Annotated in this window: 11 protein-coding genes; 4 read left to right on the top strand and 7 right to left on the bottom strand. The window is 51.1% G+C overall.

Annotated elements, in window-relative coordinates:
* Nucleotides 1-96 precede the first annotated feature (96 nt).
* Together elaB and SC127_RS17460 are read left to right on the top strand one after the other, a co-directional pair.
* A complete protein-coding gene (gene elaB, locus SC127_RS17465) occupies nt 97-408 on the top strand; it encodes a stress response protein ElaB (protein ID WP_215846125.1) in 312 nt (103 codons plus the stop codon).
* A gap of 252 nt (nt 409-660) precedes the next feature.
* Complete coding sequence (locus SC127_RS17460; protein WP_332627231.1) at nt 661-1,857, top strand: nicotinamide mononucleotide deamidase-related protein YfaY; 1,197 nt, start codon at nt 661-663, stop codon at nt 1,855-1,857.
* A gap of 53 nt (nt 1,858-1,910) precedes the next feature.
* Here the strand turns inward: SC127_RS17460 and yfaE are convergent, their stop codons facing one another.
* The 4 genes from yfaE to ubiG form a co-directional block, all read right to left on the bottom strand.
* Entirely contained in the window at nt 1,911-2,171 is a 261-nt protein-coding gene (gene yfaE, locus SC127_RS17455) for a class I ribonucleotide reductase maintenance protein YfaE (RefSeq protein ID WP_215846126.1), read from the bottom strand.
* A 2-nt stretch (nt 2,172-2,173) separates the two neighbouring features.
* Complete coding sequence (gene nrdB / locus SC127_RS17450; protein ID WP_215846127.1) at nt 2,174-3,304, bottom strand: class Ia ribonucleoside-diphosphate reductase subunit beta; 1,131 nt, start codon at nt 3,302-3,304, stop codon at nt 2,174-2,176.
* A gap of 77 nt (nt 3,305-3,381) precedes the next feature.
* Complete coding sequence (gene nrdA / locus SC127_RS17445; RefSeq protein WP_243077521.1) at nt 3,382-5,667, bottom strand: class 1a ribonucleoside-diphosphate reductase subunit alpha; 2,286 nt, start codon at nt 5,665-5,667, stop codon at nt 3,382-3,384.
* 468 nt (nt 5,668-6,135) lie between these two features.
* Nucleotides 6,136-6,864 carry a bifunctional 2-polyprenyl-6-hydroxyphenol methylase/3-demethylubiquinol 3-O-methyltransferase UbiG gene (ubiG, locus tag SC127_RS17440; protein WP_243077522.1) on the bottom strand — a complete coding sequence of 243 codons (729 nt, stop codon included), beginning with the start codon at nt 6,862-6,864 and terminating at the stop codon, nt 6,136-6,138.
* Between the two features lie 177 nt (nt 6,865-7,041).
* Between ubiG and gyrA the strand changes: the two genes are divergently transcribed.
* A complete protein-coding gene (gene gyrA / locus SC127_RS17435) occupies nt 7,042-9,717 on the top strand; it encodes a DNA topoisomerase (ATP-hydrolyzing) subunit A (protein WP_243077523.1) in 2,676 nt (891 codons plus the stop codon).
* A gap of 334 nt (nt 9,718-10,051) precedes the next feature.
* Nucleotides 10,052-12,904: a two-component system sensor histidine kinase RcsC gene (gene rcsC / locus SC127_RS17430; protein WP_332627225.1), complete on the top strand. Its 2,853-nt coding sequence runs from the start codon at nt 10,052-10,054 to the stop codon at nt 12,902-12,904.
* Nucleotides 12,905-12,966: 62 nt separating this feature from the next.
* Here the strand turns inward: rcsC and rcsB are convergent, their stop codons facing one another.
* The 3 genes from rcsB to SC127_RS17415 are packed head-to-tail and all read right to left on the bottom strand — an operon-like array spanning nt 12,967 to nt 17,447.
* Nucleotides 12,967-13,617, bottom strand: a complete 651-nt coding sequence (gene rcsB / locus SC127_RS17425) for a response regulator transcription factor RcsB (protein ID WP_215846130.1) — start codon at nt 13,615-13,617, stop codon at nt 12,967-12,969.
* Between the two features lies 1 nt (nt 13,618).
* Nucleotides 13,619-16,273: a phosphotransferase RcsD gene (rcsD, locus tag SC127_RS17420; protein WP_243077525.1), complete on the bottom strand. Its 2,655-nt coding sequence runs from the start codon at nt 16,271-16,273 to the stop codon at nt 13,619-13,621.
* A gap of 19 nt (nt 16,274-16,292) precedes the next feature.
* The gene (locus SC127_RS17415) at nt 16,293-17,447 is read right to left on the bottom strand and encodes an MFS transporter (RefSeq protein ID WP_215846131.1); all 1,155 of its coding nucleotides are present in this window, start codon (nt 17,445-17,447) and stop codon (nt 16,293-16,295) included.
* Between the last annotated feature and the right edge of the window lie 631 nt (nt 17,448-18,078).

Below are 18,078 nucleotides of genomic sequence, written 5' to 3'. Positions count from 1 at the left end.
ATGAAAACTCGGGTGATTCCTGGTAAGTGAAAGCGGCAGAGCGCAAATTAGTGGCTATAGTTAAGGAACTGCTTTGCAATGTACACGGAGGAAACAATGGTAAAAGAGACTGAACCGTTTGAGACTGGCCTGGATGATGATTTAGCGCTGCTGACAGAAACGCTGGAAGAAGTGTTGAAGTCATCGGGCGATCCGGCCGACCAGAAATACATTGAGCTCAAAACTAAAGCGGAGCAGGCGCTGCATGATGTTAAATCACGCGTCAGCCAGGCGTCAGATAGCTATTATTATCGCGCCAAACAAGCCGCTTACCGCGCTGATGATTATGTACATGAACAGCCCTGGAAAGGCATCGGTATCGGCGCCACCGCCGGGCTGGTGCTTGGGCTGCTGCTGGCGCGTCGCTAAGCTGCGTCAGACGTTATAAAACGGCGGGTTTTCCCGCCGTTGCTCTATGTTGCCTGTCACTTTGACCCACGCACAGCGTCGGTATCATGATGTTTACCCCGAAAGATTCCCCTCACGATTTGACTGCTGTTTTGTCCGCCAATGTGGCACAACTCTGCCGCTATACACTAAAACCGCCTATTCGCATGCGATCGATTGTGTTTCGTCGGCAGGCTTTCTAAAGTGGAACCCTCGGCAAAAGGAGAACGATACGTGATTAGAGTAGAGATGCTGTCAACCGGTGATGAGGTACTGCATGGCCAAATCGTCGATACCAATGCGGCCTGGCTGGCCGATGTGCTGTTCCAGCAAGGTTTACCCATGACCAGTCGAAGCACGGTAGGCGACGCCATGGATTCACTGGTTGAGACTTTGCTGGCACGCAGTCACGAAGCCGACGTATTGATTGTTAATGGCGGGCTTGGCCCCACCAGCGACGATCTCAGCGCGCAAGCTGCAGCAAAAGCCTGCGGTGTAGAACTCAAAATGCAGCAAGAATGGCTGGAAAACATGGAAGCCTGGTTTGCCAGTCGAGGCCGCATCATGGCACCGAGCAATCGCAAGCAGGCGGAAATACCGGCCAATGCTGAGATGCTGGATAATCCCGTCGGCACTGCCTGCGGTTTTGCGCTACAGCTCAATCGCTGCTGGATGTTCTTTACGCCTGGCGTACCCTCTGAATTCAAAACTATGGTTGAGCAGCAAATCATTCCGCGTTTGAAAAGTAAGTTTGAACTGCCTGAACCGCCGCTTTGCCTGCGCCTGACCACCTTTGGTCGCGGCGAAAGCGATCTGGCAGCGGAGCTGGAACCGCTGGCCCTGCCAGAAGGTGTGGTGATGGGTTATCGCTCTTCCATGCCGATCATAGAAATCAAACTTACCGGGCCGGCCAGTCAGCGCATCGCGATGGAGCAGGTTTGGCAACAGGTTCGGCTGCAACTGGCTGAATGCACCATTTTTGAAGGCACCGAAGGATTTCCCGCCTTGTTAGCGCGTGAATTAAAAGATCGCGATCTGCAGTTGGCGATCAGTGAACAATTCACGGCGGGTCTGCTGAACTGGCAGCTAGCCTCAGCTGAGGTGCCGCTCAGTGCCGCAGAAGTTCTGCCGCAGCAGGCTGAAACCCTGGAAGATCAGGTAACACGCACAGCAAGCGTGGCAGCACGGCAGCAGACGCCGCTGGCGTTGTCTGTGGGCGCATTAGATGAAGGGGAAGTCGCTATCGCACTGCATACGCCTGAAGCGACGTGGGGACAGCGAGTGAAGTTTACACACGGACGGCATAATCAGGAGACGCGGCAGAAAGTGGTGGCGATGATGGCAATGAACATGCTGCGCCGCTGGCTGCACGGCAGCGAAGTCAGCACCGGCCACGGCTGGATTGATATTCTTGAAACGGTGAAGCGTTAAATAACCCGGTAAACTAAAGCACAACGGGCGCCTACGTAAGGCGCCCGTTGTGTTTATAGCGCGATCTCAATCTCACCTTTGGCTCGGCAACAACAGGGAAGAATCTCGCCCTGTTCCACAAACGCCAGCGGCGTTTCGGCGTAATACACTTCGCCTTTAAGCAAGCGCGTACGGCACGATCCGCAATAACCTTCCCGACACTGAAATTCCACACAAATATTTTGTGCTTCAAGCATTGCCAGCAGATTGGGATGATCGTCTGCGCACTCCAGCCGGGTGCCGGAAGTGCGCAGAATAACGATGGAGCGACTCATGCTTACAGCTGGAAGTCGTCGAAGTCGTTTTCACCCACTTCAGAGTCGATTTGGCCGACCAGATAGGAGCTCACTTCTACTTCCTGCGGTGCAACCTGAACGTTATCAGACACCAGCCATGAGTTAATCCATGGAATAGGGTTAGAGCGCGTCTGGAACGGTAAATCAAGGCCGACCGCCTGCATACGAATATTGGTGATGTACTCAATGTACTGGCACAAAATGTCTTTATTCAGGCCGATCATTGAGCCGCCACTGAACAGATATTCCGCCCACTCTTTTTCTTGCAGCGCCGCTTTCTTGAATAGCTCAAAACACTCTTCACGACATTCAGCCGCAATCTCTTTCATTTCTGGATCGTCTTCACCGGTGCGCAGCAGGTTCAGCATGTGCTGAGTGCCGGTCAGGTGCAGCGCTTCATCACGGGCGATCAAACGAATGATTTTGGCGTTGCCTTCCATCAGTTCGCGCTCGGCAAAAGCAAAGGAGCAGGCGAAACTAACGTAAAAGCGAATGGCTTCCAGCGCATTGACGCTCATCAGGCAGATGTAGAGCTGTTTCTTCAACGCACGCAGGCTAACGACAACCGTTTTGCCGTTGATCTCATGCGTACCTTCACCGAACAAGTGCCAATGGCTGGTCATCTCGATCAGGTCATCGTAGTAGCCGGAAATATCTTCCGCACGGGCCAGGATCTGCTCGTTGGTCACGATGTCATCAAACACCACCGCGGGATCGTTAACGATGTTACGGATGATATGGGTGTAAGAGCGCGAGTGAATCGTCTCGGAGAACGCCCAGGTTTCAATCCAGGTTTCCAGCTCTGGGATCGAAATCAGCGGCAACAACGCGACGTTCGGGCTACGACCCTGAATCGAATCCAGCAGCGTTTGATATTTCAGGTTGCTGATAAAAATGTGTTTTTCATGCTCGGGCAACGCCTGATAATCGATACGATCGCGTGAAACATCGATTTCTTCTGGACGCCAGAAAAAGGAAAGTTGCTTCTCGATCAGTTTTTCAAAAATGTCATATTTTTGCTGGTCAAAGCGCGCCACGTTAACCGACTGACCGAAAAACATCGGCTCTTTCAGCTGGTCATTTTTGTTTTGTGAAAAGGTGGAGTAGGCCATAAAAACTGTCCAAAAGTAGACGGGACGCGCAAGAGTCCCGTGAAATGACTAAGGCGGGATAAGCTCCCGCCTGACCGTTAGATTTTACACGCGCCGCTTTCGCAGCCGTCATCCTGGATTGAAGGTGCCATGTCATCCTGCGCATCTTCAGCCCCGTCACGGGTGTTTTGGTAGTAAAGCGTTTTCACGCCGAACTTATACGCCGTCAGCAGATCTTTCAGCAACTGCTTCATTGGCACTTTGCCGTTGGCAAAACGCGAGGGATCGTAGTTAGTGTTCGACGAAATTGCCTGGTCGATGAACTTCTGCATCACGCCAACCAGTTGCAGATAACCGTCGTTGTTTGGCATTTCCCACAGCAGTTCATACTGATCTTTCAGACGCTCATACTCGGGTACCACCTGACGCAAAATCCCGTCTTTAGAAGCTTTGATACTGATATGACCGCGTGGCGGTTCAATGCCGTTGGTGGCATTGGAGATCTGCGAAGAGGTCTCAGACGGCATCAGCGCAGAGAGCGTTGAGTTGCGCAGACCATGGGTTTTGATCTGCTCACGCAGGCCATCCCAGTCCAGATGCAGCGGCTCGTTGCAGATGGTATCGAGATCTTTCTTATAGGTGTCGATCGGCATAATGCCTTGCGCATAGGTGGTTTCATTGAACCACGGGCAAGCACCTTGCTCTTTCGCCAACTCATTCGAGGCTTTCAGCAGGTAGAACTGAATCGCTTCGAAAGTTTTATGCGTCAGGCCATTGGCACTGCCATCAGAGTAGCGCACGCCATTTTTCGCCAGATAATAAGCGTAGTTGATTACACCTATACCCAGGGTACGGCGGCCCATTGCGCCACGCTGTGCGGCTGGGATCGGGTAATCTTGATAGTCGAGCAGGGCATCCAGCGCACGAACTGCCAGCGTTGCCAGCTCTTCCAGATCGTCCAGGCTTTCAATCGCACCCAAGTTAAACGCTGACAGCGTACACAGCGCGATTTCACCGTTCTCGTCGTTAACATCGTTCAGCGGCTTGGTCGGCAGCGCGATTTCCAGACACAGGTTGGACTGGCGAACCGGCGCGATGCTGGCATCGAACGGGCTGTGTGTGTTGCAGTGATCGACGTTCTGAATGTAGATACGGCCGGTTGAAGCACGTTCCTGCATCATTAAGGAGAACAGATCCACCGCTTTAACGCGCTGTTTACGGATGCTGTCGTCTTTTTCATATTTGGTGTAAAGACGTTCGAATTCATCTTGATCGGCGAAGAACGCGTCATAGAGGCCCGGCGTGTCTGACGGGCTGAACAGGGTAATATCTTCACCTTTCAATAGGCGCTGATACATCAGCTTGTTCAGCTGCACGCCGTAGTCCATGTGACGTACGCGGTTGCCTTCAACGCCACGGTTGTTTTTCAACACCAGCAGGCTTTCAACTTCCAGATGCCACATTGGATAGAACAAAGTCGCTGCGCCGCCGCGAACACCGCCCTGAGAGCAGGATTTAACTGCCGTCTGGAAGTGCTTATAGAACGGGATACAACCGGTGTGGAACGCTTCGCCACCACGAATTGGGCTGCCCAGTGCACGAATACGGCCTGCATTGATACCGATACCGGCACGCTGCGAAACGTATTTCACAATGGCGCTGGAGGTGGCGTTGATAGAGTCGAGGCTGTCGCCACACTCGATCAATACGCAAGAGCTGAACTGACGCGTTGGCGTACGCACACCAGACATAATTGGCGTCGGCAGTGAGATCTTGAAAGTTGAAATCGCATCGTAGAAACGCTTGATGTAATCCATGCGGGTATCACGCGGATAACCGGAGAACAGACACGCTGCAACCAGGATATACAGGAACTGCGCACTTTCGTAGATTTCGCCCGAAACGCGGTTCTGCACCAGATATTTACCTTCCAGCTGCTTAACCGCCGCGTAGGAAAAGTTCATATCACGCCAATGGTCGATAAACGCGTCCATCTGCTCGAACTCTTCAACGCTGTAGTCTTCCAGCAGATGGCTATCGTATTTGCCCTTATCAACCATGCTGACCACCTGGTCATACAGTTTTGGTGGTTCAAACTGGCCGTACGCTTTTTTACGCAGGTGGAAAATCGCTAAACGAGCAGCGAGGTACTGATAGTCCGGGGCATCGCGAGAGATCAGGTCTGCAGCGGCCTTGATAATGGTTTCATGAATGTCAGAGGTTCTGATGCCATCATAAAACTGAATGTGGGAACGCAGTTCAACCTGTGAAACGGAGACGTTGTTCAGCCCTTCAGCTGCCCAGTCCAGCACACGGTGAATCTTGTCGAGGTCAATGCGCTCCTGGCGGCCATCGCGTTTAGTAACGAGCAGACTTTGGTTCATGTCGCGTTTTTACCTTTGCGTGAGTATCCAAAAATTAAAAGAAATCCCGGTTTATACACAGCATATTCATTGTGAATAATGTTGTGGATAAACACTACATCTAGGGGTTCAGGGGGAAATTCATAACAATATGGGGGCATATTCTAGTAATTTGCTGCAGCTTAACAAGAGGAAAAAATGATGATTCTGGGCTTGTTTTTTTTGCGAAATTTCCTAGGCCGCGTGTTGTAAGGCCCGCCATCGTGTCAACCGGTTTGATAAAAAATTCCCTTTCTTGAGCGACCGCTGATTTTTCATTCATTACTGACGCTTTTCCAATCTATGGACTAGCGGCTCACTCAATGGCTCGAAAAACGTATCGTTAATCAGCGCGGGTTATGCATTTAAACGGTGGGTAAAGGATTCGCTAAGCAAAGGGGAGGAGAATAAATGACAGCGGGCGCGCAAACGGGTTGCGCGCCACACAGATTAGTTTTTGCTGTGACGCGTGTGGATCATGTAGTTCACATCCACGCCGCGGCCCAGACGAAACTTATTGGTTATCGGGTTGTAGTGCAAGCCGATGATGTTCTGCTCGCGCAGCGGGGTTTCATCTACCCAACCCAGTAACTCTGAGGGACGGATAAACTTTTTCACATCGTGCGTGCCGCGCGGCACCATACGCAGCACATATTCCGCACCAAATACCGCCATCAGCCAGGCTTTGGGGTTGCGGTTGATGGTGGAGAAGAAGACTTCGCCGCCAGGTTTCACCAGACGCGCGCAGGCATGAACCACCGAGCGCGGATCGGGAACGTGCTCCAGCATCTCCATGCAGGTCACCACATCATATTTTCCGGCGTGGGTTTCCGCGTGATCCTCCACGGTTTGCTGAATGTAATCGAGCTTCACGCCCGTTTCCAACGCGTGCATACGTGCCACTTCCAGCGGTTCTGCGCCCATATCCAGCCCGGTAACCACGGCACCCTCGCGCGCCATGCTCTCGGCTAAAATGCCGCCACCGCAACCGACATCCAGCACGGTTTTACCAAATAAGCCGTTGCTGTGTTGCGCAATATAACCAAGGCGCAGCGGATTAATGCGGTGCAAAGGTTTAAATTCACCTTCGAGATCCCACCAGCGTGAGGCAACGGCCTCAAACTTGGCAATTTCCTGCGCATCGACGTTCTGCTGATGATTCTGCGGCTGTGCATTCATTGAATCGTAACTCCTGACAAAATGTTGACTGAGTATAAACGCTTAAGCCGTTGCGGCGCACCTCTCAGACATAAGGAAAAGCGGGTGAAATAGGTGGTTAACGTTCACCAGATGAATGCAGTGTGATATACTTTCGCACCTTTAAAATCCGGGATTAAGTAGAGGGATAGCGGCTCCATGAGCGACCTTGCGAGAGAAATTACACCGGTCAATATCGAAGAAGAGTTAAAAAATTCTTACCTCGATTACGCCATGTCGGTCATCGTTGGCCGAGCTTTACCCGATGTGCGTGACGGCCTGAAGCCGGTGCATCGCCGCGTACTCTTCGCGATGAGCGAACTGGGTAACGACTGGAATAAACCCTATAAAAAATCTGCCCGCGTTGTCGGTGACGTTATCGGTAAATATCACCCACACGGTGATTCCGCCGTTTACGACACCATCGTACGTATGGCCCAGCCTTTCTCCCTGCGTTACATGCTGGTGGACGGTCAAGGCAACTTCGGCTCCATCGACGGCGACTCCGCTGCTGCGATGCGTTATACCGAAGTACGCATGTCCAAAATCGCCCACGATCTGTTAGCTGACCTGGAAAAAGAGACCGTCGATTTCGTACCGAACTACGACGGGACTGAACAAATTCCTGAAGTTCTGCCGACAAAAATTCCTAACCTGCTGGTGAACGGTTCGTCCGGTATCGCGGTAGGTATGGCGACCAACATTCCGCCGCATAACTTGCGCGAAGTGATCAATGGTTGCCTGGCGTATATCGAAGATGAAGACATCAGCATTGAAGGGCTGATGGAGCACATTCCGGGGCCTGATTTCCCGACTGCCGCCATCATCAACGGACGTCGTGGCATTGAAGAAGCTTACCGCACCGGTCGCGGCAAAATTTATATCCGTGCTCGCGGTGAAGTTGAAGCAGATGCAAAAACGGGCCGTGAAACCATCATCATTCATGAACTTCCTTATCAGGTGAACAAAGCGCGCCTGATTGAGAAGATTGCGGAGCTGGTGAAAGAGAAGCGCGTTGAAGGCATCAGTGCACTGCGTGACGAGTCTGATAAAGACGGCATGCGCATCGTCATCGAAATCAAACGCGATGCGGTGGGTGAAGTGGTGCTGAATAACCTTTATTCACTGACGCAGCTGCAAACCTCGTTCGGCATTAATATGGTGGCGCTGCATCAGGGCCAGCCTAAGATTATGGCGCTGAAGGAGATTCTGGAAGCCTTTGTTCGCCATCGTCGTGAAGTGGTTACGCGTCGTACCATTTTTGAACTGCGTAAAGCGCGCGACCGTGCGCATATCCTTGAAGGCCTGGCGATTGCGCTGGCTAACATCGATCCTATCATCGAGCTGATTCGCCGTGCGCCAAACCCGGCGGAAGCGAAAAGCGGCCTGATCTCGCAGTCATGGGCGCTGGGCAACGTTTCAGCCATGCTGGAGCGTGCAGGTGATGATGCAGCACGTCCAGAATGGCTTGACGAGCAGTATGGTATTCGTGAAGGTCAATATTACCTGACCGAACAGCAAGCGCAGGCGATCCTTGATTTACGTCTGCAGAAACTGACCGGACTTGAGCATGAAAAATTGCTCGACGAATACAAAGCGCTGCTTGACCAGATTGCTGAGTTACTGCATATCCTGCAAAACGCAGAACGCTTGATGGAAGTGATCCGCGAAGAGCTGGAGCTGATGCGCGATCAGTTCGGTGACGAGCGTCGTACTGAAATCACTGCAAACAGCGCGGATATCAACATCGAAGACCTGATCAATCAGGAAGACGTTGTGGTCACGCTGTCGCATCAGGGTTATGTGAAGTATCAGCCATTAACGGATTACGAAGCGCAGCGTCGTGGCGGTAAAGGTAAATCTGCGGCGCGAATCAAAGAAGAAGACTTCATTGATCGTCTGCTAGTGGCTAACACCCACGACACCATTCTGTGCTTCTCAAGCCGTGGTCGCCTCTACTGGATGAAGGTTTATCAACTGCCTGAAGCCAGCCGTGGCGCACGTGGTCGTCCAATCGTCAACCTGCTGCCGCTGGAAGCCAACGAGCGCATCACCGCAATTCTGCCGGTGCGTGAGTACACTGAAGGCTTCAACATCTTTATGGCTACCGCCAGCGGGACCGTGAAGAAAACCGCGTTGAAAGAGTTCAGCCGTCCACGTAGCGCCGGTATTATTGCCGTCAATCTGCGTGAAGATGATGAACTGATTGGCGTAGCGTTGACCAACGGCAGCGATGAAACCATGCTGTTCTCCGCCGCAGGTAAAGTGGTGCGCTTCGCAGAAACCGCTGTGCGTGCAATGGGTCGTACTGCATCGGGTGTTCGCGGCATCAAGCTGGCAGAAGGCGATCGCGTTGTATCGCTGATTGTGCCACGTGAAGATGGCGCGATTCTGACCGTAACGCAGAATGGTTACGGTAAACGTACCGCTAACTCGGAATACCCAACCAAGTCGCGTGCGACGCAGGGCGTTATTTCGATCAAAGTTACCGAACGTAATGGTCCGGTCATTGGTGCGTTACAGGTCGTCGATAGCGATCAAATCATGATGATCACCGATGCAGGTACGCTGGTACGTACGCGCGTTTCAGAAGTCAGCGTCGTGGGCCGTAACACCCAAGGTGTGATACTGATTCGTACTGCAGAAGATGAAAACGTGGTTGGATTGCAGCGCGTTGCCGAGCCGGTTGAAGAAGAAGAGCTGGATTCAATCGACGGTAGCGTCGCGGAAGGTGATGAAGACATCGCACCGGAAGCGGATATCGATAATGCCGATATCGACGAAGCCGATCTTGAAGACGAAGATGACGCACCGGCTGCTGACGAAGAAGAGTAATCTTTCCGCAGCAAGTTAGGTTCGTCATAACAACGGCAGGTCAGGGGAAACCCGGCCTGCCGTTTTTTTTGGTTTATTTTTCAGCGTAATGAGGGTCACTTTATATCCGAATAAATCCAGCGGAGAAGCGTATCCCATTGCTAAGGAACTCCGCATCCAAACGGATCGGCTGCCCCTCATTTTTTCCCGACGGGCAAATTGTCTAAAAGCACATTCAAAGATTCCCAAATAGCCCGGCAAACCCGCACCCGGCTGGCTTTTTTCGCGTGATAAAGCTAGTGTATGGGCATTCCAAATTCATCATGCGATTAATCTTGCCAACTGCGAGTTTCCTTTGAAATATCCTGTCTCATTTCGCACTACACTTCGCATTTCGCGCTACCTGTTCAGAGCGCTGGCGCTTCTGATCTGGTTGTTAGGCGCGGTACTGACCTCGTTTTACATCATCAGTGTACTGCACGATAAAGAGAGTCAGGTGCGTCAGGAATTCGCCAGTAATTACGGCCTGACAGAGTGGTATATTCGCCACTCAGCAGACATGATGCGTGAGCTGAAATTCATCACCGAAAACCGCTTAACCAATGCCAGCAACGGGCTGGATGTCTTAACCGGTATGATGCCCGGCAAATCAACGCAGCCTCAATTCACACCGCTGTTTTCCGATGGCGATTGCACCTCAATGAGTAATACCTGGCGCAATTCTTTGGATTCTTTGAGTTATTACATTAATTACTGGAAGAGTAATTTCGCCTCTTCTTATGAACTCAATCGGGTGTTCTTTATCGGTGGTGAAAATCAGTGTCTTGCTGATTTCACCATTGGCAGCAGCAATATTGATCGTGAGCGCAGCCTAAAGTCATTGCGTGAACACGTACTGCGCTATCGCAACAGCAATGAAGAAGAGCGACGTAATCCGATGTACTGGATTAATAACAGTACCCAACCGGGCGTGGGCAACTTCTATATGGTGGTGCCGGTTTATGTGGCGAATAAACTGCAGGCATTGTTGGGTGTTGAACAAAATATTCGCCTGGATGAATTCATTCAGCCGGGCAATTTACCTGTTGTAGCCACTATTCTCGATGAGAATAATCGACCGTTAATCTCTTCACGGCGTGGTGGCGTGGGTTTCTCAATGGATGACCTGCCGGATGATAAAACCTGGTTTGGTTATCTCGACGGTTATCGCCAGTTAGTCCTGAAAAAGCCGCTGCCGCCATCAGACTTAAATGTGGTGTGGTCGGTCTCCACCCATGTGCTGGTTGACCAATTAAAGCTGATGATGATCAACGCACTGCTGCTCAATATTTTTAGCGCGGTGCTGTTATTTACCTTAGCCTGGCTGTTTGAGCGCCGCATGTTCCTGCCTGCTGAAGAGAACGCGCATCGGCTGGAAGAACATGAACAGTTCAACCGTAAAATTGTCGCGTCGGCGCCTGTGGGCATCTGTATTTTGCGTACCAGCGATGGCACCAACATCCTCAGCAATGAACTGGCTCATAACTATCTGACCTTACTGACGCAAGAAGATCGCCAGCGACTCAACGAAATCATTGGCGGCCAACAGGTCAATTTTGTCGATGTGCTTACCGGCAGCAATACCAACTTGCAAATCAGCTTTGTTCACTCTCGCTATCGCAATGAGAACGTCGCGATTTGCGTGTTGGTGGATGTCTCCGCGCGTGTTCGCATGGAGCAGTCATTGCAGGAAATGGCGCACGCGGCAGAGCAGGCCAGCCAGTCCAAATCGATGTTTCTCGCCACGGTCAGCCATGAATTGCGTACGCCGCTGTATGGCATTATCGGCAACCTCGATCTGCTACAAACTAAGAAATTGCCAAGCAGTGTCGATGCGCTGGTCACGGCAATGAATAACTCTTCCAGCCTGCTGCTTAAGATCATCAGCGACATTCTCGACTTCTCGAAAATTGAATCGGAACAGTTGAAGATTGAACCGCGCCCATTTGCGCCACGTGAAGTGATCACCCATATTGTCGGCAACTACTTATCGCTGGTGGTGAAAAAACGCCTGACGCTTTATTGCTTCATCGAACACGACGTGCCGCAGGCGCTGGATGGCGATCCGTTGCGCCTGCAACAAGTCATCTCTAACCTTCTTAACAACGCCATCAAATTTACCCATACCGGCTGCATTATTCTGCATGCCTATGTATTGGACGGTTATCTGGCGTTCCGCGTGCGCGATACCGGCGTGGGCATTCCCGCAAAAGAGATGCCACGGCTGTTCGATCCTTTCTTCCAGGTGGGTAATGGCGTGCAGCGTAATTTCCAGGGGACCGGATTAGGCCTGGCAATTTGTGAAAAACTGATCAACATGATGGATGGTGATATCGAGGTCGATTCTGAACCCGGCATGGGCAGCCAGTTCATTGTGCGTATTCCGATCTACCAAGGTCAGCAACCCTCGCCGCCACTGCTGGAGGGTATGCAAGACAAAACCATTTGGCTGGCGATGCGCAATGAGTACTTAGCCGAATTTATCACGCGGCAGTTGCAGCAGCAGGGCCTTCGCGTGGCTGAATATCTGGGCAAAGTGGGCAATGACGACGTGCTGCTGGCCGATTATGAGTTGGAAATGGATGCGCCATTGCGTGCGGTTATCACCTTTGACGGCGGGCATGCTGATATGCCGCGCGAACGTCAGTCGGGACGTTGGGTTCACAGCACCGCCACGCTGCATGAGTTGCCGACGCTGCTGGCGCGTATCTACCGCATTCCAGTAGAAAACGAAGCCGCAGATGCGTTGTTGTTAGCCGGTGCCGTGGAGGAGAAGGTAAACAACGACGACATTATGGTCCTGATCGTCGACGATCATCCCATAAACCGCATGTTGCTCTCTGAACAACTTGGCACATTAGGTTATCAGGTCAAAACGGCTCAGGATGGTGTGGATGCGCTTAATGTATTGAGCCGCAATGAGATCGATATCGTTCTAACCGACGTTAACATGCCTAATATGGATGGCTATCGCCTGACACAGCGCTTACGCCAGTTGGGCCATGTGTTCCCGGTAGTGGGCGTCACGGCCAACGCCTTAGCGGAGGAGAAGCAGCGCTGTATGGATGCGGGCATGGACAATTGTCTGTCGAAACCGGTGACGTTAGATGTACTGAAGGTTACGTTAGCGATTTATGCGGATCGGGTACGGAAAACGCGGGAAGGGTAGAGCGGTAGAACGATAGGGCAGAATGAAAAGGCGGTGCTGAGTGCACCGCCTTCAGGAACAGCTTAATCTCTTTCGACTTGCGTCGCGCTAACAGAAGATAAGTAGTTCAGCAGGGCAATATCATTTTCCACGCCCAGCTTCATCATCGCCGACTTTTTCTGGCTACTGATGGTTTTAATACTGCGATTCAGTTTCTTAGCAATTTCAGTCACCAGGAAACCTTCCGCAAACAGACGCAGTACTTCACTCTCTTTTGGTGACAAACGCTTGTCGCCATAACCACCGGCACTGATTTTCTCCAGCAGTTTTGCCACGCTTTCTGGCGTATATTTCTTGCCTTTCTGCAGTGCAGCCAGTGCTTTCGGCAGGTCAGTTGGTGCACCTTGCTTCAGCACAATTCCTTCAATATCAAGATCCAATACTGAACTCAGAATTGCCGGGTTATTGTTCATGGTCAGAACGATAATCGACAGGTCTGGATAGTGACGTTTAATGTATTTAATCAGTGTAATGCCATCACCATACTTTTCACCGGGCATTGAAAGATCGGTGATCAGAACGTTAGCATCCAGTTTGGACAAGTTGTTAATCAGCGCTGTTGAGTCTTCGAACTCACCTACAACGTTAACCCATTCAATTTGTTCCAGAGATTTTCGGATACCGAAAAGAACAATTGGATGGTCATCGGCAATAATTACATTTAAGTTATTCATCTTATTGGTTACCTTGCTGCAGCAGTTGTTTGACATAAGCGTCAATATCACTGGTGGTATTTGTAATGTTTGAATCGTCACACGCTTTAATGTGTTGTTCTAACTCTTCACAAAGCTGTTTACCTGGCGTCAAATTGAGCATGGCAAACACGCCTTTTAGGCGATGCGCTGTCTGAGCAAGCGAGGCGTAGTCCTTTTCCGCCGACTCAGTATACAGTCTCTTTACATCATCCGGTACTGTCTCAGTAAACAGCTGGAAATAGCCCCCGCTCATAAGCGGTGTAGCAGCCTCTTCTTCGGCGTCATCCTCCATAACATCATGGGACAATTGCTTCTCAATCAGCGCCAGCAACGCATCCAGTAACGCGCTGCTGAGATTGAAATTAACCCGATATTGCTGTTCGTTCAGTGCGTGATAACCTAACTCATCCTCAGCCAGCAACAAAGCCCAGCCGCTGAGTTTCGCCGGATCGTCAGTCACTAATACGTCATGATCTTGTCCTGAAATACGCTCATCCGGCGTGAGACAACGTGCGCCCCAGCTCTCTAAATGGCGACATACGATTTTGTGCACATCCTCCACGGCAATTTCTACCAGTGCGGTCACGCCGTCGAGAATTTTCTCTTCTTCCTCAACGCTTTTTTGCTCCAGCGCCAGCGGCAACTGCATATTGTAGCGTGTGCCGATGTCAGCTTTTGCCACAATTTCCAGACTGCCACCCATCTGCTTGCACAGCTGTTTGCACAGGAAAAATGCCATGCCGGAAGCTTGTCCATAACGATCCTGGCTGGTGTCGCCAAGGAACGGGAAATCAACGTTTGCCAGTTCATCAACCGTTAATCCAGCGCCGGTATCAACCAGTTCGATAGTTAGACGATCGGCACGCTGCTCCAGCGCTTTGACATCCAGTGAAATCTTGCCCCAGCGCGTGGTCGTTAAGGCGTAATGCATCAGCGTGGTCAAAACCTTACGCAATGCGCGACGATCGCCGAAACGCATCTCATCGTTGGGCTGATGATTATTCATCACCAGCGAAAGCCCTTTACGGCGCATCAGTGGCAAGCTTTCCAGCGCGATCTCATCCAGCAGATCTTGCAGATTAAATACCGTGGCATCTGGCGACCAGTCATGCGCTTCAAGGCGATTCAGCAGCACAATATCATCGACAAGGCGCGATAATCCCTGGCTCTCATCCAGCACGTCAAGCACGGTTTCGTCTTCATCGCGCTGGCTCAGCTGTACCAGTTGCGTCACCATTTTTTCCAGCGGCAGGTTGAGCGCGTGACCCAGATTCTGCAGCAATTGCTGACGCATCTGATGGTTACGATCTAGAACTTGCTGCGCTTTTTGCAGCTTCTTATTAACCAATAATTCCCGATCCTGATCGCGCATCATAAACAGTTGGGTATGCGGCGACAGCATGCTGCGCGCGTGGCGAATCTCATACACTTCGTTGTTAATGGTTGCCTGCAAAACGCCCTGATGCTGATCGGACATATTAATGATTTTTTGCAGATTAAGATGCGGCAAAAGATGTTCTGCGATCTTATTACTCAAAATGGTGCGGTTGCTGGCGAAGTCATAAACCAGTAAACCGACCGGCAAACTGGCGACGATCTCTTCATTTAACACCCGCAGAGAATCAAGCTCTGCAGTCTGATTCTCACTGGGGCGCAGTGATTGCTGACGCAGCAGCGCCATCCCGGCAAGGGAGAGCAGGAACAGCAGCAGATTAATCAGCAACGGCCACAATAGGTTGTGCAATGTATCAACAAATAACCGGGTAACAGGGACATGATAAATCAGCTGCAGCGAGGTGCTGGGCAACGTGGCAGCAATTTCAAGATTGGGATTCGCTAACGTGATTTGCGTGCTTTCTGCTGTTTCTTCATCGCTGCTATTGGTCAGCGCTGTATCCTGACGCAGCTGGAAATTTTCCAGCGGCATATTTTGCGGAATCAGATCGTTAATCGGCAGATCAAACGCCACCACCGTTGCCAGATGTCCCGGCTGATTAAAGGTGGTGCGCACCGTAAAGTAGTGATCGTTTTGAAACGCCAGATGGCGCAACGGCGAGAAGCTTTCGCGCTCATCCAGCGCATTCGCCTGCTGAAGCATCTCGGCACGGCGGCCATCCACCAGCGAGCTAATCGCGCTCTCTTTATAGCGCGTCGCCATATCTTTCAGCGGCAGCGTAGAGATCATGATCAAGCTGTTATCCTGACCATTCAGGAAATACATCGACCAGGTCGGATTTTCTGCGCCCCATAACGTATCAAGGTAGTTTGACATGCGCATGGTCATATCAAGCGTGCTGCTGTCATGAGAGCCAAAGATCAGCGCTTCCGTTTTACGACGGGTTTTTTCGAGATAATAGACATCCGGGCGCAGACGCGTCTCTTGCAAGCTGCTGCTTGGCGCCGTTCCTGCCGCGCTGGTGGCGAGGTTCTCGTATATCTGCCAGGTGGCAAAACGATACGCATCAATACGCTTTTGCATTGCGCGCGCCACATCAGTCATGGCATAGCGTTTCTCAGTAAGCCAGGCATTAACCGAGTTGTGGATAACAAAGCCCAGCGCTAATAGCAGCACCAGATTAAACACTAAAAAGAAGCGGGTGACATTGCCGGATGTCAGGGGAAACTTGTAGAACATAGCGTCTCAGATACCTGAATTATCGCGCAACCAGTCGCGCACTGGCGGCCACAGCTAACAGTAACAGCGCAATCAGCAAAAACGCGCCGCTGAGGCTGATCCATTGGGAAATGAATCCGATTAAGGCCGGACCTGAGAGAATACCCGCATATCCCAGTGTTGTCATGGCGGATATCGCCAGATTTGCTGGCATATCTTGTTGTTTCCCTACCGCATTGAAGAGCATAGGCACCGTGTTTGCTAAGCCAAAACCCACCAGCAGAAAGGCGAACAGCGCCATTTCAGGCCAGGGTAACAATACCGCTAATGTCATGCCTGCCGCCGCCGCCAAAGCGCCCGTCAGCATCACGGGATAGCGACCAAAGCGGTTAATGATTTTGTCACCGCTGAAACGTCCCAGCGTCATCGCAACCGAAAACAGCGCATAGCCGAGACCTGCGTGAGCGGGTGCCATCTCCGGGCTTTGCAGCAGCAGCAGCGCACCCCAGTCGAGCACCGCGCCTTCTGCCAGAAACAGAATAAAGCAAAGCGCACCGAGAAAGGCGACCCAGCCACGCGGGATCACTAACCAAGGTTGTTCGGGCTGGTGCAACCGTTCATTCATAAAATTTGGCAGGCGCCAAACCAGTAACAGCAGCATGACCACCATGACAATCAGTACGGAGGTCAGCGGCGTAAGCGCGGCGCTTAACAGTAAACTCACCGTTCCCGCGCCCAAAATGCCGCCCAGGCTAAAAAATCCATGAAAACCAGACATCATTGCCCGACCTGACGCTTTCTCTACCTCAACGGCTTGGTAGTTCATTGCCACATCCAGCGTACCCAAACCCGCACCAAACACCATCAGCGACGCTGCCATTAAGGCCAATGAATCTGCCGTGGCTAATAAAGGCATAACTGACAACACAACAAGTGTTGAAAGCAGCATGACGCGACGACAGCCGAAACGACCGACCAGCGTACCGGTAACCGGCATCGCTGCCAGCGAACCAATGCCTAAACAGAGCAATAATGCGCCCAATGAGGCACCGCTTAACTGCAAGCGATCGCGTGCAAAAGGCACCAGCGGCGCCCATGCAGACATGCCTAATCCGTTGATCAGAAAGATGATGCGCGTGCCCCAATAAAGGCGGCTGTTCTGTTTATTTTGCTGTGCGGCGTCCAGTGCGGTCATAGGTAAAATTCATTAGTAGCAAAGCGGCCAAGTGTAACATCGAAGCCGCTTTTATCTGCTCGCCATTCGCTTTTATTAGGCGATTTTCAATAGCGAACTGTCGGCAAAAAAGGGAGTTTACCGACTTTTTTCGCGTCGCGATTCTTTTCCAGAACTTTCCTGGCATCACCGTCATCCACAAGGTGGACTTAACCCAAATTTCTTCGCGCAATTTCAGTACGTTACTTTATTAAAAAAAAGTAAACCGAGATCAAAAATGTGCGCCGCATCACCCGGTGAAACTAATTTTATTAGCCGCTTGCCACCTTTTTAATCACTCTTTTTCAACCTCTTTAAGCAGTTATAGGAAACAGCTGGCAACAAATTGATATGAGAAAACAAAGATAAAGCGCACCCATTCATCTTTCTAACGCGAATTTTGTTAATGATAACCAAATTAAAACATAACAAAATCTGTACATTGAAGTTGATTTTTCTGTTCGTTACGTCAAAGATTGATCAGGTAGAAATCTGAAAATTTATGTATAAAAAAATAAATTAAATTAAAAATTCACCCAACCAGCAAGGCTCATAGCCGGTCGCTGAAAATAATTGGCCATAAGGCCTTTACATTCACCAGGCAAGACGCTTT

This window comes from Pantoea sp. T14 (assembly GCF_036663535.1).
GTDB lineage: Bacteria > Pseudomonadota > Gammaproteobacteria > Enterobacterales > Enterobacteriaceae > Pantoea > Pantoea phytostimulans.
The sequence above is the reverse complement of the archived record's forward strand: the minus strand, read 5'-3'. Positions and strand labels throughout refer to the sequence as shown.

Bases quoted from the DNA above. Each gene is read 5' to 3' on its own strand.
- yfaE (WP_215846126.1), bottom strand. From the start codon at position 2,171: ATGAGTCGCTCCATCGTTATTCTGCGCACTTCCGGCACCCGGCTGGAG.
- nrdA (WP_243077521.1), bottom strand. From the start codon at position 5,667: ATGAACCAAAGTCTGCTCGTTACTAAACGCGATGGCCGCCAGGAGCGC.
- SC127_RS17415 (WP_215846131.1), bottom strand. From the start codon at position 17,447: ATGACCGCACTGGACGCCGCACAGCAAAATAAACAGAACAGCCGCCTT.
- ubiG (WP_243077522.1), bottom strand. From the start codon at position 6,864: ATGAATGCACAGCCGCAGAATCATCAGCAGAACGTCGATGCGCAGGAA.
- rcsD (WP_243077525.1), bottom strand. From the start codon at position 16,273: ATGTTCTACAAGTTTCCCCTGACATCCGGCAATGTCACCCGCTTCTTT.
- gyrA (WP_243077523.1), top strand. From the start codon at position 7,042: ATGAGCGACCTTGCGAGAGAAATTACACCGGTCAATATCGAAGAAGAG.
- nrdB (WP_215846127.1), bottom strand. From the start codon at position 3,304: ATGGCCTACTCCACCTTTTCACAAAACAAAAATGACCAGCTGAAAGAG.
- elaB (WP_215846125.1), top strand. From the start codon at position 97: ATGGTAAAAGAGACTGAACCGTTTGAGACTGGCCTGGATGATGATTTA.
- rcsB (WP_215846130.1), bottom strand. From the start codon at position 13,617: ATGAATAACTTAAATGTAATTATTGCCGATGACCATCCAATTGTTCTT.